The sequence below is a fragment of the Ensifer sp. GW823-FHT05D09 genome, assembly GCF_058795755.1.
In genome coordinates, this window is the sequence record NZ_JBXAIA010000002.1 from 785,416 (window position 1) to 804,898 (window position 19,483).

Below are 19,483 nucleotides of genomic sequence, written 5' to 3' on the forward strand. Positions count from 1 at the left end.
GCCTTGCTCCCTGGCTCGCTCGGGACCCTTTCAGGTGAAAGCGTCGGGCATCGAATCCTTGCGCTGATCGATAAAGGCCTTGAGCGCATCGTCGATCGCGGGATCGAGGTACGGCGCCTCATAGTGTTCGAGCCAGCTGCGAGCCAGCGCATTGGCGCGCTGCTCGATGCGCTTTTCGCCTTCCACTTCCCACTGTTCGTAGGAGTTGTTGTCGGCAAGCGGCGACCGGTAGAAGGCCGTCTGGAAGTTGGCCTGGGTGTGGGCGCAGCCGAGATAGTGGCTGCCGGGGCCGACTTCGCGAATGGCGTCGAGCGCCTGGGCGTTTTCCGAGAGATCCACGCCTTCGGCCATCTTCTGCATCATGCCAAGCTGGTCCTGGTCGATCATGAACTTCTCGTAGGACGAGACCAGACCGCCTTCCAGCCAACCGGCCGCATGCAGCACGAAGTTGGTGCCGGCAAGCAGTGTCATGTTCAGCGTGTTGGCCGATTCGTGCGCTGCCTGAGCGTCCGGCACCTTGGAGCCGCAGAGCGAACCGCCGGTGCGGAAAGGCAGCTTCAGGCGACGGGCGAGCTGTGCCGCGCCATAGGAGACCAGCGACGGCTCCGGCGTGCCGAAGGTCGGCGCGCCCGACTGCATCGAGATCGAAGCGGCAAAGGTGCCAAACAGCACGGGCGCGCCCTTGCGGATCAGCTGGGTGAACGAGGCGCCGGCCAGAACTTCGGCCAGGATCTGCGTCAGCGTGCCGGCAACCGTGACCGGGCTCATGGCGCCCGACAGGATGAACGGCGAAAGCACGCAGGCCTGGTTGTGACGGGCGTAGACCTTGAGCGCCCCCACCATGGTCTCGTCAAAGACCATCGGCGAGTTGGCATTGATCAGGTTCAGGGTGACGCAATTGTTTTCGACGAACTCGTCGCCGAAGACGATTTTCGCCATGGCGATCGTGTCCTCGGCCCGCTCGGGCGCCGTCACCGAGCCCATGAACGGCTTGTCGGAATATTTGATGTGGCTGTAAACCATGTCGAGGTGACGCTTGTTCACCGGAATGTCGACCGGTTCGCAAACCGTGCCGCCAGACAAATGTATCGACGGCGCCATGTAGGCGAGCTTCACGAAATTGCGGAAGTCCTCGATGGTCGCGTAACGCCTGACGCCTTCGAGGTCGCGCACGAAGGGCGGGCCATAGACCGGCGCGAAGATCGTCGCCTTGCCGCCAACCTGGGCGCTGCGGGCCGGGTTGCGGGCGTGCCAGGTAAATTCCGACGGTGCCGTTTTCAGAAGCTCGCGGCAAAGTCCCTTCGGAAAGTGAACGCGCTGGCCGCGCACGTCGGCGCCCGCCTGCTTCCAAAGCTCGAGCGCCTCGGCGTCGTCACGGAACTCGATGCCGATTTCCTCGAGAATCGTATCGGCATTGCGCTCGATAAGCTGGAGGCCTTCCTCGTCCAGGACCTCGTATTCGCGAATCTTGCGCTGGATATATGGCAGCGACGGCCCTGCGCCGCCGCCGGTGCGCGAGGCACGCCGTGCCGCCGCTCCCCGCCCCTCGCCTCGCGAGCGGCGACCGCCACCCTCAACCGCGTCCTGATCTGTCACGTCGCTCATTTACTCATTCCTCTCCCGCGCATTTCGATATCTTGCGCCTTCAAGCACCGATTGGCCCTAATGCTACCAAGCCGCAGGGACTGTACGGGTCTCAATGCGCCAACGAGTGGCGCAACTCGAACACTGCGATCTGCGTCATGGCCGGCCAAAAACCGCATGGCGCGAATATATTGTTTTTGTTAAGAATATACAGGCCTCGAAAGAAGCTGCCCTGCCGTCGCTTTTTGTCATATGCGACGTCGCTTTCGAAAACAGATTTTTACACGTCGACCGCTATTGATTGATGAACGTGTCCGGATTTTAGCCCGGCCGTGCCAGGAACCGAGGAACCCTACTATGGCAGACGATGAAATCATTCTCGAGGACCTTTCCGACGAGGAACTTGTGCAGCAGATGCATGACGACCTCTATGACGGCCTCAAGGAGGAGATCGAGGACGCAACCAACATCCTGCTCAAGCGTGGTTGGACGCCCTACGACGTCCTGACGCAGGCACTGGTTGAAGGCATGCGCATCGTCGGCGTCGACTTCCGCGATGGCATTCTGTTCGTGCCGGAAGTTCTGCTGTCGGCCAATGCGATGAAAGCCGGCATGTTCATCCTGCGGCCACTTCTCGCCGAAACCGGCGCGCCGAAGCTCGGCAAGATGGTGATCGGCACCGTCAAGGGCGACATTCACGACATCGGCAAGAACCTCGTCGGCATGATGATGGAAGGCGCCGGCTTCGACGTCGTCGACCTGGGCATCAACAACCCGGTCGAAAACTACCTGGAAGCGATCGAGCGCGAGCAGCCCGACATCCTCGGCATGTCCGCGCTCCTGACCACGACCATGCCCTACATGAAGGTCGTGATCGATACGCTGAAGGAAAAGGGACTGCGTGACGACTACGTCGTTCTCGTCGGCGGCGCGCCGCTCAACGAAGAATTCGGCAAGGCTGTCGGCGCCGACGCCTATTGCCGCGACGCAGCCGTGGCGGTCGAGACCGCCAAGGACTTCATGAAGCGCAAGCACAACCTGCTCGCTGCCGGCTGAGGCCTCTTCACGAACACGAAAGCCGGCCGCAGCAGTGACGCTTGCGGCCGGCTTTTTCATTGACGGTCATGAAAACGGTAGGCCTTTGCGACGGGGGCATCCGCCGCGGGGCGACCGGCGCGATCTGAACATCGGCGGCCGTTCCACGTCAAAGAGGACGCGGAGCACCGGGAATCAATGCGCCGGCAAGATCGCCGCGCGGCAGGCTACGCACATCAGTTGGCGGCGTTGGCCACCTTCTTGCCGGCCGACTGTGTCGCGTTGACGGTGTTTGCGGTATCCTGACCGATGCCACGGATTGTGTTGCCGCAGGCGCTGAGCGTCGCCAGAGCAATCAGGATGACACTGACGGTCGCAACAGTTTGTTTTTTCATGACAAGCTTCCTTCATAACGGTGGGCAAGTGGAATCGAGATGGAAAAAGTATCGCGCACAATAGAACGCACACAACCGGAAAAAGTTCACGTCATCGGTTGCGGCGCAATCGCGCGCGAAATTCTCGCCATCTGTCAGGCAAACCAGCTCGACCATGTCGACCTCGCCTGTCTTCCCGCCATCTGGCACAACACACCCGACAAGATCACCCCGGGCGTCAGGGAGGCGATCGTCAAGGCGCGGCAGGAGGGCTTTCAGCGCATCTTCGTCGCCTATGCCGATTGCGGCACCGGCGGCCACCTCGACCGGCTCTGCGAGGAGGAAGGCGTCGAACGCATCCCCGGCCCGCACTGCTATTCCTTCTTTGCCGGCAACGATGACTTTGCCAGCCGCTGGGACGATGATCTGACGGCGTTCTTCCTCACCGACTTCCTCGCCCGCCAGTTCGAGGCCTTCGTCGTCGAGCCGCTCGGGCTCAAACGGCACCCGGAACTCAGGGACATGTATTTCGGCCACTACCGCAAGCTCGTCTACCTCTCGCAGCAGGAGGACGAAGCGCTGCAGGCAAAGGCGAAGGAGGCAGCCGACTATCTTGGTCTCGAATACGAATACCGCTTTACCGGCTATGGCGATCTGACGGCATCGCTCCGGAGCGCGTGATCCGGCAACCGACCAACGCCGCGATGTGGCCGAGACACAAACAGCTGGCGTCAGCTCGCGAGCAGGATCGAAGCCTGCACCGTGTCGTCCGCAGAGCCTGATCCGGTCGGCCCGCGCCACGTGCCATCGAAGATCGAGACGGTGTTGCGCCCATCCCGCTTGGCTTCATAGAGCGCGGCGTCCGCCGCGCGAAGCAGGTCTTCCAGAGAGGCTTCAATTGGTCTTCCCAAGGCGACCCCGAGGCTTGCGGTGACGACCTGCCCATCGGCAAGACCACGATTGCGGATCCCAAGCGCCTCGATCGCGGCCCTGATCCTCTCGGCCACGTCGCTTGCCTGCTCCCGTTCGACATCGGTCATCAGCACCAGGATCTCTTCGCCGCCAAAGCGGAAGGTTTCGCCCGCGCCAGCAACCTCGCGCAGGATGCAGCGGCAGACGGCACGCAGGCAATCGTCGCCTTCGATGTGGCCGTGAACATCGTTGAACAGCTTGAAGCGATCGATATCGAGCATGATGACCGCGACCGTGGCCGCAGCGTCTTCCCCGCTCCAGATCGTGTGGCGCAGGCGCGCCAGCGAATGGCGGTTGAAGAGACCGGTCAGCTCGTCGCGCTCGGATTTGCGCTCCAGCTCGGCGTGCAGCAGGCTGCCGCGCAGCTGGTGGAGGAAATTCAGCCTGTCCTTGTGCTCCATGAAGTAGGCGCTCATCGCCAGAAAGATCGTCAACGTCACATAGAAGGTGATGATGCCGGTATAGGTGACGTCGTCGAAGGAACCGTTCAACTTGGTGGTCGTAAATTGTACGGCGCACATGAGCACCAGACCGAGCACGATGGTGGCAAACCTCGGGCGCAGAGCAATGACGAAGAACAGGAATGCGGCGACATTGCCGTTCTGGTAGACGAACAGGTAGGGACTGCTGCTGAAGACCGCGACGGACATCGGCAGGGAAACCCCGAGCACGGCGACAGAGATGGACAGCAGATCGTAATTGCGCGCACTCGGCCAGCGCCTGAGCGCCAGTACGCTGATCAGGGCGAAGGGCGTGAAGATGCCAAACCGAACAAGCACGAGCTGCCAGAACACGTCCGGCATCATCGTCGCGTCGCCGAAATACACGCTGTCGTAGATCAATGTCCCGATAACCGCCCAGACAACGGCGAGCCTGACCCGGCTTGCGGCGTAGTCACGAAGGAAGGCCGCCTCGATAGCGGGCGCAAAACGCAGGAGTTTAAATCCGCGGCCGATCTGGCGGTCAACGTCTCCTAGCGTCACGACGCTCATCATCGGTTCTCCGGCCTTTTGAAACGGGCAACCGACTGGTGACACAAATAACTGAAGATGCCCTAAAGAGACGCCGCCCTGGTTGATACCTGCTCAAGCTCAAGCACGTTTCCCTCGGGGTCCCGTGCATAAGCGATCAGAAATGGCTTTTCCGGCGTCCCGAAGTCGGTGATTTCACCGATCTGCACTCCGCCGGCTTGGATGATGTCCGAGAGCACGGCGCTGATATCATCCATCTGAAATGACAGGTGCCCAAAACCAGGTTCGTTCACCCTTGGCTGATCCCGGTCATGCGTGACCTTGTGCTCGTGTATCTCCAGGAAAGGGCGTTCGAGTTCGGGGAATTTGAGCCATATCGCGTATATCTCGCAGTTCGAAAGGCCATTGCCTCGAGAGACTTTTTCACCTGACAGCATCCTGGGTTCACGCAGGGGTTCGCACTTCAGGACATCGATGTAGAATCCCGCGAGCGCGCCCGCATCTCGGGCGACCAGGTTGATGTGAGCAAGTCTCATGACGGTTGATATCCTCGGCTATGAGGCAACCATATCCATTGGTGAAGGATGGCGAAAGACGTCGGTTCGGCGAGGACTGCGGTCAACGGCGCCATTTCATCCCGCCGAAGAGAGGGCTCGAAAAGAGCTTGATCGCGACACGCCGATCGGAGATGCGCCAGTGGCGGGCCAACAGCATCGTGGCGACGTCGACCGCGAGGGAACTCGCCATCGCGGTCGAAGAATTGCGGACAGCATTGTGTTTACGGGCGGCTACCCCGCCTTCTTGACCGCCGGAATGACCCAGGAACCATCCAGGATGGATGGCGGACTGTCGTCGGGCCAGTAGAGCCGCATCATCAGGATGAATTTGTCCTTCGGCGCAGGCAGCCAGTTGGCTTCCTTGTCCGCACCGGGGGTTTCGTGCTGGATGTAGATATCCGTCGATCCATCCGGATTTGCCTTGGGGTTCTGCCGCGCGCTGATCGAGTAGCGGTTGATCGGGTTTTCCACGAAGAAATACTGATCGTTGTACATGGTAATCGACCAGAACCCTCGCACAGGCGGCAACTGCCCCTTGGGAAAGGTGACGACGTAGTTGTTCGACCCGTGATAGCTGCGAGCGATGAGGCCATCCTTCGACTTCAGCGAGGTCGGATAGACCGCGTCTTGCGGACGATTGGCGCCAAGGCCGATGGCGGTTATCAGCGCGCGCTGGAGATAGTTGGTCCCGTAAATGCCGGTCGCGGTCGTGTAGCCCCAACCGTTGATGTCCTTGATATCGCCATCGCTGAACTTGAAGTGCAGCATGATGCGGTGGAAAGCGAACTCGGGAATGCGCTTGACGAATGCCGCATCCAGCTTGTCCTTGTCGAAGGCTTGGCCCGGAACGATGCCGATCTGCGCGAACTTCGCGACCGTCCCGGCGTCCGCGGCTGTCGGCGGATTGGCCTTCATCAGTTCGCTCAGAAGGGTGAAATACTCGACCGCATCCATACCGTTGACCTGCTCGCGCACGGCGGTCTTCATGTCGATACCGGGGTCGACCTTGCCGGGCGGCGGCGTCCAGTCCTTGCCGTAAGCGCTGAGCGGCACGAGCTTGCACTGGTCCTGCAATGCGTGAACGGCCTTGTAGTCTTCCGGCGTACCGTCGCAATAGATGCGGCCGAGAATCCAGATCAGGTTCGTTGCCGACCTGTACTCGGTGACGCCGTCGGGCAGTTGACCCTGCCAGCCGGGGCCGGTGATGGCGTAGGATTGCGCGTCGCCGCCTGTCGTTCGTTTTCCCGGCACCTGGAACACCGTCGTCCATCCGTCGAGCATCGGAAACAGAAAGTAACGATCCTTCATGTCCGGGATCGAGAGAACCCACGGCTCCTCTTCGACATTGACGAACGCGGTCGTATAGAGCGTGTCGGCATTCGGCGCGGTGACGTCCTTGAAGGACGCGTTCGGATATTCGCGAAGCTTGATGATGTGGCCCATCGGGCCTTTGCTACCCTCGGGCTTTTCGACATTGGTGACGACGCGGCGTGTTATTTCCATCGTCACCAGGGGGTATCCATAGATGTAGGCTTCGACCGCGAGCCAGAATTCGTCGGCAGCTTCGATCGGATCGATAAGCGGTGATTCAAAGGCATTCGCTGGTGAAAATGAAGCGCTGGCAAGTAAACCCATTGCTCCCATCGCGACGGCGCGTCGTGTCAGATCCATGTTCGCCTCCTATTTGCCCTCATGGCGCCAGGACGTTAGCACATGCTAATCAATACCACTAGGCATTGTGCACCGCGAAATCACATCCTGAAAACGCAAGGGCCGAATTCGGCTTTGCACTGGCGGACATCATAGCAAGCGTGCCGGTGCATCCGATCACTGAAAGCCAAATGGTTCAACGCGCATACGACGCCGACGGTCTGGAGCCCACGACAGCAGACCACGACCGGAAACGGCGCAAAACACCGATGCCGAAAGAAAAGAGCGTCATGATAACGCGATGAATGAACATATTTTTATGTAATTTCGAACACCATCCCCCGAATGAACAATACGGCTAAAGATCATTCCCGATATTATGCAACGCTGAATATCAACTTCAGAACAAGATTTACGACAACATTCCCAAGACAATAAGAATTTTTGGAGAATTGAACTTCGCGTCCATGAGTTTCACCATTCGATATTTTTTGGGAACCAAGTTCTGCCCAGTCCGTTTAGAAAGGACATATACCTTTCTGACGCTTCCTCTGCCGCCTGACAAATGGCCGTCTTTGCGCCGAGATTCGACACGCGGGAGCGTTCAATGACCAGACATATCAAGTATGAAAAAGAGGCACTGCTGCGCGGCTGGGATGCCGTCTACGATCTGGAAGAGTTCATTCTGGCCTACAGCCTGGCGCCGCTCGCGGCGCGTGAAATCTTCGCGAAAGCCGGCCCCCGCAGGCTCGATCTCGCTAACGCTATGGACGCCCGAAAGCTGGTAACGGCACGACACTCGATGATAACGCGCTTATGATCCGCGCTTGACTTATGTCGGTTGCCTCCGTGCGATATTGCGCGCAGGGTATTTGGTCGACAGCGATTGAAGCGGGCGCTGTCGCGAACGGGTCTATGTGCCTGTGCCCCAACAAAAGGAGGACGTCATGTCTTCCAGCCATCCCAAATATTATCTTGATGCAGACGACCTCAACCTGTTGGTCGAGGTGCTCACGGCCGCCGGCTTCTATGGAACCACGGCCAAGGCAGATCCAAGCGGAAGGAACGCCGCGACGCGCTTCCTGATGGCAGCGCTCGAAAACGGCATCAATAGCCGCGAAATGCTCGCTGCAGCGCTTGTCGAGCGTGGCAGTGCGTCGAAAGGAGAGCATCAGACGCCGGCGCAGACGAAAGCCGAAGCGATCGATCGATGGGATGATGAAGGCGGCGCAGTCTCAATCGTCCCCGAGATCTCCCGCCGGACCGCCCCTTGAACGTCAACGGGGCGGCCATCAGCTTCTTTGTTCCAAACGGGAGAATGCGATGCACACACTACCCAGCCTGACGGGCCACCATCTCAGCCCCAGCGAACTTTCAGTGGTGCGGCGGGTTTTCGAAGCGACCTGTTTGAAGACACGACTCCAGGAACGCGGCATACAGGCCGATCGCTTGGCGAGGTTCATCATGGATGAACTCCGGTTCGGCAACACAGATGAATCGTCTCTTCTCGAATGTGCCCTTTGGCACGAGACGCGGCGCATTCCATCCGCAGCCAAGAGCCATTCGATCGTCGACATCCGTACAGCAAGAACCCGCGAGGGCCGCGATCCCGGCCAAACGGTAAAAACGGGTGCTCCTTATCATCGAGACACTCGCTAGCCGTCTAGCCCCACGCAGCTAGCGCCGTCCTCCAACCATCTGACCTCAAACTACCTGGCCGCCCCTCACGGGCAGCCAGCACGACCAGGCACGTCGCCTGGAGCATGGCAGAGAACCCTCTAACCACAGGAGCCATCATGGCCAAGGAAATCAAAACACTGGACGTGCTTTTTCACAACACATTGAAGGACGTCTACTTCGCCGAGAGCAAGATCATCGACACGCTGCCGAAGATGCGGGATGCCGCCAAGAGCAAGCCGCTCAAGGATGCATTCATCAAACATCTCACAGAGACCAAGGTTCACGTCGAGCGGCTGGAAGAGGTCTTCAAGATCATCGGCAAGAAGCCAGAAAAGAAGACATGTGACGCCATCATGGGCATCACCAAGGAAGGCGCCTCGGTCATGGACGAGTACGAAGGCTCGCCCGCGCTCGACGCCGGATTGCTTGCTGCCGCACAGGCTGTCGAGCATTACGAAATGTCACGCTATGGCACATTGCGCACCTGGGCGCTGGAACTGGGCATGAAAGATGCCGCCAAGCTTCTTCAGACGACGCTCGACGAAGAACAGGCAACGGACATTGCTCTGACCGCGATCGCCACCAAGGTCGTCAACCAGAATGCAGAAAAAGCGGCTTAGCCCAAAAAGCCGGCTTGACCCTATAGAGCCGGCCAAAGCCTGAATCTCAAGCAGGCATCAAGCAACGAAGGGCGGCCCTGTGGCCGCCCTTCGTCAATCGGGCTTTGAGTGTCGGCAATTTACTTGGCGCGGCGCCAGACACCGTTGACGCCGTCACCCTTGACGTCTCCGGCCTTCTTGTCTTCGGCATACGTATAAAGCGGCTTGCCGTCGTAGGCCCACATCTCCTTGCCGGCCGCGTCCTTGACCAGCGACCACTCGCCTTCAGCCTTCGATTTCGCGGCGGCATGGAACGCCGGCCACATCTTCAGGCAATCGGTGTCGCAGTTCGACTTGCCCTTGGTGTCCTTGTCGAACGTGTAGAGGGTCATGCCGTTTCCCGTGGTCATGACCTTGCCCACCTTCGTGTCGACCATCTTGGCCGGTTCGGCGGCATAAGCCGACCATGACGTAGCAGCGGCTACGCCCAATGCGATTAGAAGCGTTTTCATGATTTTTTCCCATCGGGGATGCCAGCGGAATGCCGGTAGTGCCCGAAGTCTAACGCACAGGAACGCGTAGCTTCAGTGGCGGTTCCATGACGGCACCAACTTGACGGGCTGAAAGCAAGCCCGCACCTATGCAGAGACGGGCAGAACCAGACGAGCCCGCAGGTCGGCAACGTTCTATGATGTTCACTGGGTCAGGCTGTCAGACTGCGTTGTCGGCGCGGCCCCTGTGAACATGATAGTCGCAGGCCTGAATGCCCAGACCAATAGGATAGTCATGGTGACGATGAGCAGAGAGAAAACGAGACGAGTTGACATGGCGCCTTCCTCCATATTCGGAGCGCTGTGAATGCAGGTTGCAGCATTCGTCGCCGTTGTCAGGTCGAACTTTTCTGGCAAGGAGACGCGCGGGCGCCTTCCTTATGGCCTCGCGGTCCGTGCGGTTCAGGAGCATTTTCAGGTATCCGGTCGCCGCATAGCAATGGAAGAAAGTGTACCACATTTCTTGCTTGCGAGGGGCGGCGGAATTACCGGGTCAAACGATCAATTGCACGATGTGGGAGAACGGCGTCATCGCCCACCGGCCGTTATCGTCCTTGGCTGTTCTGTAAATGATGAAATCACGGCCGATGGTGAATTTCCCATGCATGGTGATCTCGTTACCTGTTGAGAGCACGGCTCGAAGCTCGGTTGCTTGACGTTTCTCAATTTGGTCACTGATCAAATCGGCGAGGACCTGATCCACGATACCAGGCTTTGAATCAATCAATGGACCACCCCCGATTTTTTTGAGACACCGTGCGGATGCGACGACGTCGGCACGGCAAACGTGACCACCCGGAATTTGCCGCAACTCATGTTTGAGCTTAGAGCATCCTGCTTTCAAGTGGAATCACCGGCCGCGGCCAAGATGCTCCGGAATCAACTTGGCGGAATGTCCCCGGTTCTGAACCACCCTCGCCCTGGCCAGGTGGCCCCCACCGTTCGCTCGGGAGCTTCTGGTGGTTCATCATCGCCACGTCGATCCGCTTCGTCGCATTCCAGGCCACAGAGAACAGCTGATCCCTCGGCGGAGAAAGCTGCAACTCCAGAGGGATATCGATCAAGCCGGACGAATAGCAGAGCGCACTTCGGCCAGCATGCACGACCGCCTCAATTGAAACTCAATCGACGCGCTATGGTAGAACTAAGTTGATTTGGCCGAATGTGGCTTTCGCGGTATCAGAACGTCGAACCGCCCCAATCCCCTAAATTCTCGACAGACAGCAAGCTCGGTTTCAGTGCTTGCGGCAAGCGCTTCGTGACGAGGCAGATCTCTTTCGATCCGTTTGTTCGTCCGCTCCATTGCAACGAGCATCATTCATCCGTCGGCAGCCAGCGCGAAAGTGCGCGACGGCTGTTCCTGCCGGTTGCTCTTACGAACGCTTGAGGAGGATCGAGACTACTATGAATACGCTCTCTTTCACGAAACGCATCATCCGCGGCCCGGCCGACGCGCCGCCGATCCACCGTTTTCACGTTGGGCAGCTCGTGCGCTCCAAGGGGGCGTTGACGCGGGAATCGATGACCGGCGAAACCTACCGCATTACCGCGACCTTGCCGATCCGCGACAATGCGCTCCAGTATCGCGTGCAGAGCAGCCGCGAAATCCATGAGCGGGTGACGGATGAGGGCAATCTCGAAATGATCGTCGGCACCGGCAAGGATGGGCCAGCGCTCGCCGAACGGACGTTCAGGCGAACGCATATCCTGTAAGGACCAACGTGCAGGCCATGCGACGGGTTCAGCTACAGGAGGCGATCATGAAGTACCACATACCGGCTCAGATCTACCTCTTCGACTATCGTGGCCTGTTTGCCTGGATCGCCGTTGCGGTCGCCATCGCTGTCGTCATTGCGACGATCCTTTTTGGCCGGATCCTGTGACGGCACATCACGAAGCCGAAGACCTATCCGCACTCACCACCCGACCGACCGCTTGCCGCGGCGGTCTACAGCCTGAAAGGACCATCCCATGACGCTGAGCTTCCCAAACCAAAGCCGAAGTTTCGACGATACAAGAAAAGCCGTTCGCTTCCTCGGCCACGATGGCATGTTGGAAGTGCCCTTCTACGTCGAGGCGGAAGCACTCGCGCACGGCGCACCGACCCGAACGACCGAGGCGGCCTGCCTGAACGCGTTCGACGCCGCACGCACCAAGATCTACGACGTCGCAAAAGCAGCCTACGCCCACGGGCGCCGGACGATTTACGTCCTGACGGCCGCGGACTTCCGCTAGGATCAACACCACAGCACATCGCCGGCCTGCAGGCCAAAACCTGTATCGCCTCCGATGGGCCCGTCCTTAAGCCGCCGGTAACGGGGCAGCCGCCATACCTGTTGCGAGCAACGCATCAGGGACCGGCATGGCGGACGCACAACACGAAACGAACACAACCGGCAAGCAGTCGGGCCGCGTCGTTATCATGACGGCAGGCGGTGAAAATCCGTGGGTCATGATCAATGCGCTCGCCGCGCGTTTTGACGATATCGTCGTTCTCCAGGAACAGCCGGAATCCAAGGGACTATTCCTGCGCCGGCGGGCACGAAAGCTCGGCTGGCCGATGGCCCTCGGACAACTGGCGACCATGGTTGCCTCGCGTTTCGGCAAGCGCTTTACCCGGAAGCGGGCGCACGAAATCCTGCGGCTCTACGGCGCATCGGCAACACCCGACCCGCGTGTGCCAGTGCGGCAGATCCTTTCGATCAATGACAACGAGGCGGTCGCCCATATCCGGCAGCTCGCACCAAAGGTCGTCTTTCTCATCAGTTGCCGCATGCTGAAGCCGGCGGCCCTGGCGCAGATCCCCTGCCCTGTGATCAATTTCCATGCCGGCATCAATCCGCGCTATCGCGGCCTGATGGGCGGCTATTGGGCCCGCGTCAGTCACGACGTCGGCAATTTCGGCGCGACCGTGCATCTGGTGGACGAAGGCGTCGACACCGGCAGCATCCTCTACCAGTCGCGCCAGACGCCTGATCCCCGCGATACCATGCACACCTATCCGCTGCTGCAGACGGCCGCTTCGACCGACATCGCCATCGCCGCCCTCGACGACGCCCTCAAGGGCCGGTTGCGGCCACTCGATGTCGCAGGCCCGTCGCAACAATGGTATCATCCACCGATCTGGACCTGGCTATGGACCGGAATTCGGCGCGACATCTGGTAGGAAAAACACCCGCAATCGACCGCTGGTCGCTTGCCGCATCTGGCCGCCCGCTGGCCCTAAGACCCTGAAATTTCTGGTACTCCCCAGGCGATGGATATCCCGAAGCGCGGGCTTGTCCGCATCGCCGCAACGCGTAGAGTGCCAGGGGCTTGCGACGTTCTGCGCCGGCGTCGTTTTTGGACATATCCAACGTCGTGGCGAGATGAGCCACGACGCCCGGACATAAGCATTGTCGCAGGAAGAGGAGAACGACACCCGATGGCAGATCGCATAATCGTCTACTGGCGCGACATCCCGGCCCAGGTGATCATCAAGAAGGGCCGCACGACCGCCAAGCGCGAGCTTTCGCTGCGCTTCACCGAGGCGATCGACATGTGCGCCATGCGCACGGGTGCCGCCGAAACCGACGACTACCTTGCGGAATGGCGCAAGGCCGAGCCCGAGCCTGTCTCCGACGACCTGGAGGCGGAAGCCGATCGCGCCGCCGCCGAACTCGAAGCGGCCTTTGATCGCGAACGCCTGGTCGCTCTCGTCAAATCCGGGGGCCGCGACAATGGCTGAGCCGAAGATCGCAGGAGCGGCAGAGGCGAAGATCGTCAAGGGCAATGCAGCGGCCGCCGCCAAGGCTGCGACCGGCGCCTTTACGCCATCAGGCGTCTCGCCGAGCCGTCGCTCGCGCCACAAATACACGGTTCGCCTCTGGGCCGTGCGCAACTCGCGCTTCCTCGAATGGTTCTACAACCGCTTCGCCGACCTGTTCCTGCTTCTGCATCCGCTCTGGAACGCGATCGGCTACGGACGCGTCGAGCGGCCGGTGACCTTCGTCGAACGCCACGTCAAAGGTTTTCTGTTCGACTGTCGCATGTGCGGCCAGTGCGCATTGTCGTCGACCGGCATGTCCTGCCCGATGAACTGTCCGAAGCAGTTGCGCAACGGCCCCTGCGGCGGTGTGCGCGCCAACGGCAACTGCGAGGTCGAGCCGGACATGCCCTGCGTATGGGTGCAGGCGTGGAAAGGCTCGCAGAACATGACGAAGGGTGATGCGATCCTGAACGTGCAGAAGCCGGTCAACCAGTCGCTGCGCGAAACCTCCTCCTGGCTGCGGGTGACGGCCGAAGCGGCTGCCCGGCGTGAAGCACAGGCGAAAGAGAAGCAGGCATGAGCCCCGATTACAATCCACACGATCCAGGCGCCCCGCTCGACCCGCTGCCCGGCCATTCCTCTCGCGGGCGGCTCGAGCGCGTGCTGCGCCGCGGCGAGTTCGCCGTGACCGCCGAACTCAACCCGCCCGACAGCGCCAACCCGCAGGATGTCTACGAGCGCGCGGCGATCTTCGACGGCTGGGTCGACGGCATCAATGCGGTCGATGCCTCCGGCGCCAACTGCCACATGTCGTCCGTTGGCATCTGCGCACTGCTGACACGCATGGGCTACGCCCCGATCATGCAGATCGCCTGCCGCGACAAGAACCGCATTGCCATCCAGGGCGACGTGCTCGGTGCGTCCGCCATGGGCGTGCAGAATGTCATGTGCCTGACCGGAGACGGCGTGCAGGCCGGCGACCAGCCCGGCGCCAAGCCGGTCTTCGACCTCGATTGCATGTCGCTGCTCGAAACCGTGCGCATCATGCGCGACAATTCCAAGTTCCTGTCGGGCCGCAAGTTGACGACGCCGCCACAGGTGTTTCTCGGCGCCGCCATCAACCCCTTTGCCCCGCCCTACGACTTCCGCCCCTACCGTCTCGCCAAGAAGATCGAGGCCGGCGCGCAGTTCGTGCAGAGCCAGTACTGCTTCGACGTGCCGATGTTTCGCGAATACATGAAGAAGGTGCGCGACCTCGGCCTCGACGAAAAATGCTTCATCCTCGTCGGTGTCGGACCGATGGCGTCGGCCAAGACCGCTCGCTGGATCCGCTCCAACGTGCCGGGAATCCACATTCCCGACAGCATCATCGCGCGGCTCGAAGGCGCACAGGACCAGAAGAAGGAAGGCAAGCAGCTCTGCATCGACATCATCAACGAGGTCAAGGAGATCGAAGGCGTCTCCGGCGTCCACGTCATGGCCTATCGCCAGGAAGAATATGTCGCAGAGATCGTGCATGAATCAGGCGTATTGAAGGGTCGCCAGCCCTGGAAACGCGAAACGCTGCCGGCCGATGCGCTGGTGGCCGAACGGCTGGAGCACATTCGCGAAGGCAAGGAAGAAAACCAGCAGGAGATGGCAGGCGCTGCAGCCCACCACCCCCACTGAAACAATTGTAGACACACCGGCGCCGGCAGACCCGGCCGCTTTCATCGATCACGGGTGAGACAACGAAACCCGACGCCACAGGATCAAAGGATCTTACATGACCCGTACCATCGTCGCTTCCGCCACCCGCGAAATCATCATCGGCTTCGACCAGCCCTTCTGCGTCATCGGCGAGCGCATCAACCCGACCGGCCGCAAGAAGCTGGCCGCGGAGATGATCGAGGGCAATTTCGACACCGTCATCAAGGACGCGCTGGAACAGGTCGCCGCCGGCGCAACGATGCTCGACGTCAATGCCGGCGTCACCGCGGTCAACCCGAACGAGACCGAACCGCCGCTGCTGGTCAAGACGCTGGAGATCGTCCAGGGCCTCGTCGACGTGCCACTGTCGATCGACAGCTCCGTGTCGGCCGCGATCGAGGCGGCGTTGAAGGTGGCCAAGGGTCGGCCACTGGTCAATTCCGTCACCGGCGAAGAGGAAAAGCTCGAAGCGATCCTGCCGCTCTGCAAGAAATACGATGTGCCTGTCGTCGCGATCTCCAACGACGAGACCGGCATTTCGATGGATCCGGACGTGCGCTTCGCCGTTGCCAAGAAAATCGTCGAGCGCGCCATGGATTACGGCATCAAGCCGCACGACATCGTCGTCGATCCGCTGGTGATGCCGATCGGTGCGCTGGGCGACGCTGGCCGGCAGGTGTTTGCGCTTCTGCGCCGTCTGCGCGAGGAGCTGAAGGTCAACACCACCTGCGGCCTCTCCAACATCTCCTTCGGCCTGCCCCATCGCCACGGCATCAACGCCGGCTTCATCCCCATGGTCATCGGCGCCGGCATGACGTCCGCGATCATGAACCCCTGCCGCCCGCAGGAAATGGAAGCCGTTCGCGCCGCAAACGTTCTGAACGGCACCGACGCCAACTGCACCAACTGGATCAGGACCTATCGCGACCACAAGCCGGCAGAAGGCGGCCATGCCGTGGCGGCGACAGCGGCTCCGGCAGCCTCCGGCGGCCGTCGCGGCGGGCGCGCCGCGCGCACCGGTGGCGCTGCGGCAAGCGAATAGGTTTTCGCCCTGCGTCGAACTGCGAGCCAAGGAACAATCCGGTCACGAGAAGCGACCTGCGCCTCTTCGCCCTGATTGTTCCCTTGGTCCTCATCGCAAGATATGCGTTAGTTGAGGATGCGGCCGGGTTCGAAAGGTTCTACGCTGACCTCAGGATCCATGTTCTGGCGGTCCTGATTGTAAACCTCGCCGTGCTCGCCGTCATATTGATGGCAGCATTCACGAAGAGGATCGACTTCGGTTCCCAGGGGTGGGTCATAAAGATCTTTTCCTGGGCAAGCTCTATCTCACTGGCAGCCGCGCTTGCCTGGGCAATCGCGGCGGCAAATCTGACCACGGCATCATAGTCAGGCATCCGACCGCCGCTGTCGCGGCACAAGAGTAGGGATCAACGATGACAACGCGCCGACTTCACCTGGACACCTTTACGCTCTGGTTCGAAGCCCCCTTCGTGATCGCGCTTCGACTGCACGAAATGCAGATGGCGGCAATGACCGGCAAGAGCCAGGATTCGACCGAGATTACCCGCATGGTGTCGGAGAAGATCGCCGCCACCGCCGAGAGCGCGATTGCCGTGAACATGGCGCTCTGGCGCGCCGCCTTCGACAATACGATGCGGCTGATGACCGGCGGCAATGCATCCTTTGGCCTGGGTGGAACGGCGATTGCCTCTGCCGCGCTCAAGCCCTATGGCAAGCGGGTGCGCGGCAATGCAAGGCGGCTGTCGCGCAAGTCGTCGTGAACGGATACGGCCGCGACAGCGCGCCCCTGACGAAATGATGCTCGCAGATCTTTCCATGTCGGGATCTGACAACTATCAGGCTGCATTCCGGTGCAGTCTGAAGCCGTTTACCCGTGCTTCGCCTCACCAGTCGAAGCGGGCTTCAGGAAAGACAGAACAGAATGCGCATCGAAGGCACTTCCGAGATCGAGACCAACATGACCGAAGCCGCGCATAAGGATCCCCTCGTTCTCTTCATGCCCTCGGGCAAGCGTGGCCGCTTCCCGGTCGGCACGCCGGTGCTCGATGCCGCCCGCTCGCTCGGGGTCTATGTCGAAAGCGTGTGCGGTGGCCGCGCCACCTGCGGGCGCTGTCAGATCGAGGTGCAGGAAGGCAATTTCGCCAAGCACAAGATCGTCTCTTCCAACGACCATATTTCGCCTCTCGGCCCGAAGGAGCAGCGCTACGCCTCGGTGCGCGAACTGCCTGACGGGCGCCGCCTCTCCTGCTCCGCCCAGATCCTCGGCGATCTCGTCATCGACGTGCCGCAGGATACCGTCATCAACGCGCAGGTGGTGCGCAAGGCGGCGAGCGACCGCGTGATCGAGCGCAACGCCGCCGTCCAGCTCTGCTATGTCGAGGTCGACGAACCCGACATGCACAAGCCGCTCGGCGATCTCGACCGCCTCAAGGTGATGCTGGAAAAGGACTGGGGCTGGAAGGACCTGCTGATCGCGCCGCACCTGATCCCGCAGGTGCAGGGCATCCTGCGTAAGGGCAACTGGGCAGTCACCGCCGCCATCCACCGCGACATGGATTCCTCGCGGCCCTTCATCGTCGGCCTGTGGCCGGGACTGAAGAACGAGGCCTATGGCATCGCCTGCGACATCGGCTCGACGACCATCGCCATGCATCTCGTCTCGCTGCTGTCGGGCCGCATCGTCGGCTCGTCCGGCACTTCGAACCCGCAGATCCGCTTCGGCGAGGATCTGATGAGCCGCGTGTCCTACGTGATGATGAACCCGGATGGCCGCGAGGCCATGACCAAGGCGGTGCGCGAGGCGGTCAACGGTCTGATCGGCAAGGTCTGCGCCGAGGGCGAGGTCGACCGCCACGACATTCTCGACATGGTCTTCGTCGGCAACCCGATCATGCACCACCTGTTCCTCGGCATCGACCCGACCGAACTCGGCCAGGCGCCGTTTGCGCTCGCCGTCTCTGGCGCGCTGCAATATTGGGCCCACGAGATCGACATCGACGTCAATCGCGGCGCGCGCCTCTACATGCTGCCCTGCATCGCCGGCCATGTCGGCGCCGATGCGGCCGGCGCCACGCTGTCGGAAGGCCCGTACCGCCAGGACAAGATGATGCTGCTCGTCGATGTCGGCACCAATGCCGAGATCGTGCTTGGCAACAGGGACCGCGTCGTCGCGGCCTCCTCGCCCACGGGCCCAGCCTTCGAAGGTGCCGAAATCTCCTCCGGCCAGCGTGCAGCACCCGGCGCGATCGAGCGCGTGCGCATCGATCCCGAAACGCTTGAGCCGCGCTTCCGCGTCATCGGCGTCGAGAAATGGTCTGACGAGGACGGTTTTGCCGAGGCGGCGGCTGCAGTCGGCGTCACCGGCATCTGCGGATCGGCGATCATCGAGATCGTCGCCGAGATGTATCTCTCCGGCATCATCTCGCAGGACGGTGTCGTTGACGGCGCAATGGCGGCAAAAAGCCCGCGCATCATCCCGAACGGCCGCACCTTCTCCTACCTGCTGCATGAAGGCCAACAGCGCATCACCGTGACGCAGAACGACATCCGCGCCATCCAGCTCGCGAAGGCTGCCCTTTATGCCGGTATCAAGCTCTTGATGGAGAAGCTCGAGATCGACCATGTCGACACCATCCGATTTGCCGGCGCCTTCGGCTCCTTCATCGATCCGAAATACGCCATGGTGCTGGGCCTGATCCCGGACTGCGACCTCGAGGAAGTGAAGGCCGTCGGCAACGCCGCCGGCACCGGCGCGCTGATGGCGCTCCTGAACCGGGGCCACCGCCGCGAGATCGAGCAAACCGTCAGCAAAATCGAGAAGATAGAGACGGCTCTTGAATCAAAGTTTCAGGAGCATTTCATCAACGCCATGGCGATGCCCAACAAGGTCGATGCCTTCCCGAAACTGTCTCAGGTCGTCACCTGGCCGGAGCCCAAGGTGGCGGCGGACGACGGCGAAGGCGGTGGCCGCAGACGGAGACGCAGCCGGGAGTAGGACGCCCCGCGCCGCAGCTCCGTAACGACACTGCCAGAAACCGACGCCCCCTTTA

24 protein-coding genes are annotated in these 19,483 nt (G+C 60.9%); 17 read left to right on the top strand and 7 right to left on the bottom strand.

Going from position 1 to position 19,483, the window contains the following annotated elements; genetic code table 11:
• Window positions 1–30: 30 nt before the first annotated feature.
• Window positions 31–1,605, bottom strand: coding sequence for a trimethylamine methyltransferase family protein (locus tag AC1Q80_RS09530; protein ID WP_492360254.1), 1,575 nt, complete (start codon window positions 1,603–1,605; stop codon window positions 31–33).
• Window positions 1,606–1,941: 336 nt separating this feature from the next.
• Here AC1Q80_RS09530 and AC1Q80_RS09535 point away from each other — a divergent pair, with 336 nt between their 5' ends.
• A complete protein-coding gene (locus AC1Q80_RS09535) occupies window positions 1,942–2,640 on the top strand; it encodes a corrinoid protein (RefSeq protein ID WP_077503856.1) in 699 nt (232 codons plus the stop codon).
• A 215-nt stretch (window positions 2,641–2,855) separates the two neighbouring features.
• Here the strand turns inward: AC1Q80_RS09535 and AC1Q80_RS09540 are convergent, their stop codons facing one another.
• The gene (locus AC1Q80_RS09540; RefSeq protein ID WP_173420298.1) at window positions 2,856–3,014 is read right to left on the bottom strand and encodes an entericidin domain-containing protein; all 159 of its coding nucleotides are present in this window, start codon (window positions 3,012–3,014) and stop codon (window positions 2,856–2,858) included.
• A 39-nt stretch (window positions 3,015–3,053) separates the two neighbouring features.
• Here AC1Q80_RS09540 and AC1Q80_RS09545 point away from each other — a divergent pair, with 39 nt between their 5' ends.
• Window positions 3,054–3,674, top strand: a complete 621-nt coding sequence (locus tag AC1Q80_RS09545; RefSeq protein WP_492360255.1) for a DUF1638 domain-containing protein — start codon at window positions 3,054–3,056, stop codon at window positions 3,672–3,674.
• A gap of 50 nt (window positions 3,675–3,724) precedes the next feature.
• On the opposite strand, the gene AC1Q80_RS09550 is transcribed toward AC1Q80_RS09545, so the two are convergent.
• From AC1Q80_RS09550 to AC1Q80_RS09560, 3 genes are all read right to left on the bottom strand, one after another.
• Window positions 3,725–4,960 (bottom strand): GGDEF domain-containing protein, encoded by a 1,236-nt coding sequence (locus tag AC1Q80_RS09550; RefSeq protein ID WP_492360256.1) that lies wholly within the window; start codon window positions 4,958–4,960, stop codon window positions 3,725–3,727.
• Window positions 4,961–5,019: 59 nt separating this feature from the next.
• Complete coding sequence (locus AC1Q80_RS09555; protein WP_492360257.1) at window positions 5,020–5,472, bottom strand: VOC family protein; 453 nt, start codon at window positions 5,470–5,472, stop codon at window positions 5,020–5,022.
• Between the two features lie 252 nt (window positions 5,473–5,724).
• Window positions 5,725–7,164 (bottom strand): DUF1254 domain-containing protein, encoded by a 1,440-nt coding sequence (locus AC1Q80_RS09560; RefSeq protein ID WP_492360258.1) that lies wholly within the window; start codon window positions 7,162–7,164, stop codon window positions 5,725–5,727.
• Window positions 7,165–7,750: 586 nt separating this feature from the next.
• On the opposite strand from AC1Q80_RS09560, the gene AC1Q80_RS09565 reads away from it, so the two are divergent.
• The 4 genes from AC1Q80_RS09565 (at window position 7,751) to AC1Q80_RS09580 (ending at window position 9,443) form a co-directional block, all read left to right on the top strand.
• Entirely contained in the window at window positions 7,751–7,963 is a 213-nt protein-coding gene (locus AC1Q80_RS09565) for a hypothetical protein (protein WP_173420303.1), read from the top strand.
• 127 nt (window positions 7,964–8,090) lie between these two features.
• Complete coding sequence (locus tag AC1Q80_RS09570; RefSeq protein WP_492360259.1) at window positions 8,091–8,417, top strand: hypothetical protein; 327 nt, start codon at window positions 8,091–8,093, stop codon at window positions 8,415–8,417.
• 49 nt (window positions 8,418–8,466) lie between these two features.
• Window positions 8,467–8,802, top strand: coding sequence for a hypothetical protein (locus AC1Q80_RS09575; RefSeq protein ID WP_492360260.1), 336 nt, complete (start codon window positions 8,467–8,469; stop codon window positions 8,800–8,802).
• 137 nt (window positions 8,803–8,939) lie between these two features.
• Complete coding sequence (locus AC1Q80_RS09580; RefSeq protein ID WP_173420306.1) at window positions 8,940–9,443, top strand: YciE/YciF ferroxidase family protein; 504 nt, start codon at window positions 8,940–8,942, stop codon at window positions 9,441–9,443.
• A gap of 119 nt (window positions 9,444–9,562) precedes the next feature.
• On the opposite strand, the gene AC1Q80_RS09585 is transcribed toward AC1Q80_RS09580, so the two are convergent.
• Complete coding sequence (locus tag AC1Q80_RS09585; RefSeq protein WP_209791407.1) at window positions 9,563–9,934, bottom strand: COG4315 family predicted lipoprotein; 372 nt, start codon at window positions 9,932–9,934, stop codon at window positions 9,563–9,565.
• Between the two features lie 532 nt (window positions 9,935–10,466).
• Complete coding sequence (locus tag AC1Q80_RS09590; protein WP_171986890.1) at window positions 10,467–10,697, bottom strand: hypothetical protein; 231 nt, start codon at window positions 10,695–10,697, stop codon at window positions 10,467–10,469.
• Window positions 10,698–11,377: 680 nt separating this feature from the next.
• On the opposite strand from AC1Q80_RS09590, the gene AC1Q80_RS09595 reads away from it, so the two are divergent.
• The 11 genes from AC1Q80_RS09595 to AC1Q80_RS09645 all read left to right on the top strand — a co-directional run bounded on the left by AC1Q80_RS09595 (window position 11,378) and on the right by AC1Q80_RS09645 (window position 19,428).
• Window positions 11,378–11,686: a hypothetical protein gene (locus tag AC1Q80_RS09595; protein ID WP_173420308.1), complete on the top strand. Its 309-nt coding sequence runs from the start codon at window positions 11,378–11,380 to the stop codon at window positions 11,684–11,686.
• Window positions 11,687–11,733: 47 nt separating this feature from the next.
• Window positions 11,734–11,856, top strand: coding sequence for a hypothetical protein (locus AC1Q80_RS09600; protein ID WP_268833748.1), 123 nt, complete (start codon window positions 11,734–11,736; stop codon window positions 11,854–11,856).
• 88 nt (window positions 11,857–11,944) lie between these two features.
• The gene (locus AC1Q80_RS09605; protein WP_173420309.1) at window positions 11,945–12,208 is read left to right on the top strand and encodes a DUF1488 family protein; all 264 of its coding nucleotides are present in this window, start codon (window positions 11,945–11,947) and stop codon (window positions 12,206–12,208) included.
• Between the two features lie 127 nt (window positions 12,209–12,335).
• Window positions 12,336–13,139 carry a formyl transferase gene (locus tag AC1Q80_RS09610; protein ID WP_492360261.1) on the top strand — a complete coding sequence of 268 codons (804 nt, stop codon included), beginning with the start codon at window positions 12,336–12,338 and terminating at the stop codon, window positions 13,137–13,139.
• 258 nt (window positions 13,140–13,397) lie between these two features.
• Complete coding sequence (locus AC1Q80_RS09615) at window positions 13,398–13,700, top strand: virulence factor (protein WP_077503872.1); 303 nt, start codon at window positions 13,398–13,400, stop codon at window positions 13,698–13,700.
• Window positions 13,693–14,301: a methylenetetrahydrofolate reductase C-terminal domain-containing protein gene (locus tag AC1Q80_RS09620; protein WP_492360262.1), complete on the top strand. Its 609-nt coding sequence runs from the start codon at window positions 13,693–13,695 to the stop codon at window positions 14,299–14,301. The genes AC1Q80_RS09615 and AC1Q80_RS09620 overlap by 8 nt, the downstream gene beginning before the upstream one ends.
• Window positions 14,298–15,389, top strand: a complete 1,092-nt coding sequence (locus AC1Q80_RS09625; protein WP_173420312.1) for a methylenetetrahydrofolate reductase — start codon at window positions 14,298–14,300, stop codon at window positions 15,387–15,389. Before AC1Q80_RS09620 ends, AC1Q80_RS09625 begins: the two co-directional genes overlap by 4 nt.
• Before the next feature lie 97 nt (window positions 15,390–15,486).
• On the top strand, window positions 15,487–16,452 hold the full coding sequence (locus AC1Q80_RS09630; RefSeq protein WP_492360263.1) for a methyltetrahydrofolate cobalamin methyltransferase: 966 nt from the start codon (window positions 15,487–15,489) through the stop codon (window positions 16,450–16,452).
• Between the two features lie 83 nt (window positions 16,453–16,535).
• On the top strand, window positions 16,536–16,799 hold the full coding sequence (locus AC1Q80_RS09635) for a hypothetical protein (protein ID WP_209791410.1): 264 nt from the start codon (window positions 16,536–16,538) through the stop codon (window positions 16,797–16,799).
• Window positions 16,800–16,846: 47 nt separating this feature from the next.
• Window positions 16,847–17,194, top strand: a complete 348-nt coding sequence (locus tag AC1Q80_RS09640; RefSeq protein ID WP_209791411.1) for a hypothetical protein — start codon at window positions 16,847–16,849, stop codon at window positions 17,192–17,194.
• Window positions 17,195–17,355: 161 nt separating this feature from the next.
• Entirely contained in the window at window positions 17,356–19,428 is a 2,073-nt protein-coding gene (locus AC1Q80_RS09645) for an ASKHA domain-containing protein (RefSeq protein WP_492360264.1), read from the top strand.
• Window positions 19,429–19,483 lie beyond the last annotated feature (55 nt).

Coding starts and splice junctions, on each gene's coding strand:
- AC1Q80_RS09530 (WP_492360254.1), bottom strand. CDS start 1,605: ATGAGCGACGTGACAGATCAGGACGCGGTTGAGGGTGGCGGTCGCCGC.
- AC1Q80_RS09535 (WP_077503856.1), top strand. CDS start 1,942: ATGGCAGACGATGAAATCATTCTCGAGGACCTTTCCGACGAGGAACTT.
- AC1Q80_RS09540 (WP_173420298.1), bottom strand. CDS start 3,014: ATGAAAAAACAAACTGTTGCGACCGTCAGTGTCATCCTGATTGCTCTG.
- AC1Q80_RS09545 (WP_492360255.1), top strand. CDS start 3,054: ATGGAAAAAGTATCGCGCACAATAGAACGCACACAACCGGAAAAAGTT.
- AC1Q80_RS09550 (WP_492360256.1), bottom strand. CDS start 4,960: ATGATGAGCGTCGTGACGCTAGGAGACGTTGACCGCCAGATCGGCCGC.
- AC1Q80_RS09555 (WP_492360257.1), bottom strand. CDS start 5,472: ATGAGACTTGCTCACATCAACCTGGTCGCCCGAGATGCGGGCGCGCTC.
- AC1Q80_RS09560 (WP_492360258.1), bottom strand. CDS start 7,164: ATGGATCTGACACGACGCGCCGTCGCGATGGGAGCAATGGGTTTACTT.
- AC1Q80_RS09565 (WP_173420303.1), top strand. CDS start 7,751: ATGACCAGACATATCAAGTATGAAAAAGAGGCACTGCTGCGCGGCTGG.
- AC1Q80_RS09570 (WP_492360259.1), top strand. CDS start 8,091: ATGTCTTCCAGCCATCCCAAATATTATCTTGATGCAGACGACCTCAAC.
- AC1Q80_RS09575 (WP_492360260.1), top strand. CDS start 8,467: ATGCACACACTACCCAGCCTGACGGGCCACCATCTCAGCCCCAGCGAA.
- AC1Q80_RS09580 (WP_173420306.1), top strand. CDS start 8,940: ATGGCCAAGGAAATCAAAACACTGGACGTGCTTTTTCACAACACATTG.
- AC1Q80_RS09585 (WP_209791407.1), bottom strand. CDS start 9,934: ATGAAAACGCTTCTAATCGCATTGGGCGTAGCCGCTGCTACGTCATGG.
- AC1Q80_RS09595 (WP_173420308.1), top strand. CDS start 11,378: ATGAATACGCTCTCTTTCACGAAACGCATCATCCGCGGCCCGGCCGAC.
- AC1Q80_RS09600 (WP_268833748.1), top strand. CDS start 11,734: ATGAAGTACCACATACCGGCTCAGATCTACCTCTTCGACTATCGTGGC.
- AC1Q80_RS09605 (WP_173420309.1), top strand. CDS start 11,945: ATGACGCTGAGCTTCCCAAACCAAAGCCGAAGTTTCGACGATACAAGA.
- AC1Q80_RS09610 (WP_492360261.1), top strand. CDS start 12,336: ATGGCGGACGCACAACACGAAACGAACACAACCGGCAAGCAGTCGGGC.
- AC1Q80_RS09615 (WP_077503872.1), top strand. CDS start 13,398: ATGGCAGATCGCATAATCGTCTACTGGCGCGACATCCCGGCCCAGGTG.
- AC1Q80_RS09620 (WP_492360262.1), top strand. CDS start 13,693: ATGGCTGAGCCGAAGATCGCAGGAGCGGCAGAGGCGAAGATCGTCAAG.
- AC1Q80_RS09625 (WP_173420312.1), top strand. CDS start 14,298: ATGAGCCCCGATTACAATCCACACGATCCAGGCGCCCCGCTCGACCCG.
- AC1Q80_RS09630 (WP_492360263.1), top strand. CDS start 15,487: ATGACCCGTACCATCGTCGCTTCCGCCACCCGCGAAATCATCATCGGC.
- AC1Q80_RS09640 (WP_209791411.1), top strand. CDS start 16,847: ATGACAACGCGCCGACTTCACCTGGACACCTTTACGCTCTGGTTCGAA.
- AC1Q80_RS09645 (WP_492360264.1), top strand. CDS start 17,356: ATGCGCATCGAAGGCACTTCCGAGATCGAGACCAACATGACCGAAGCC.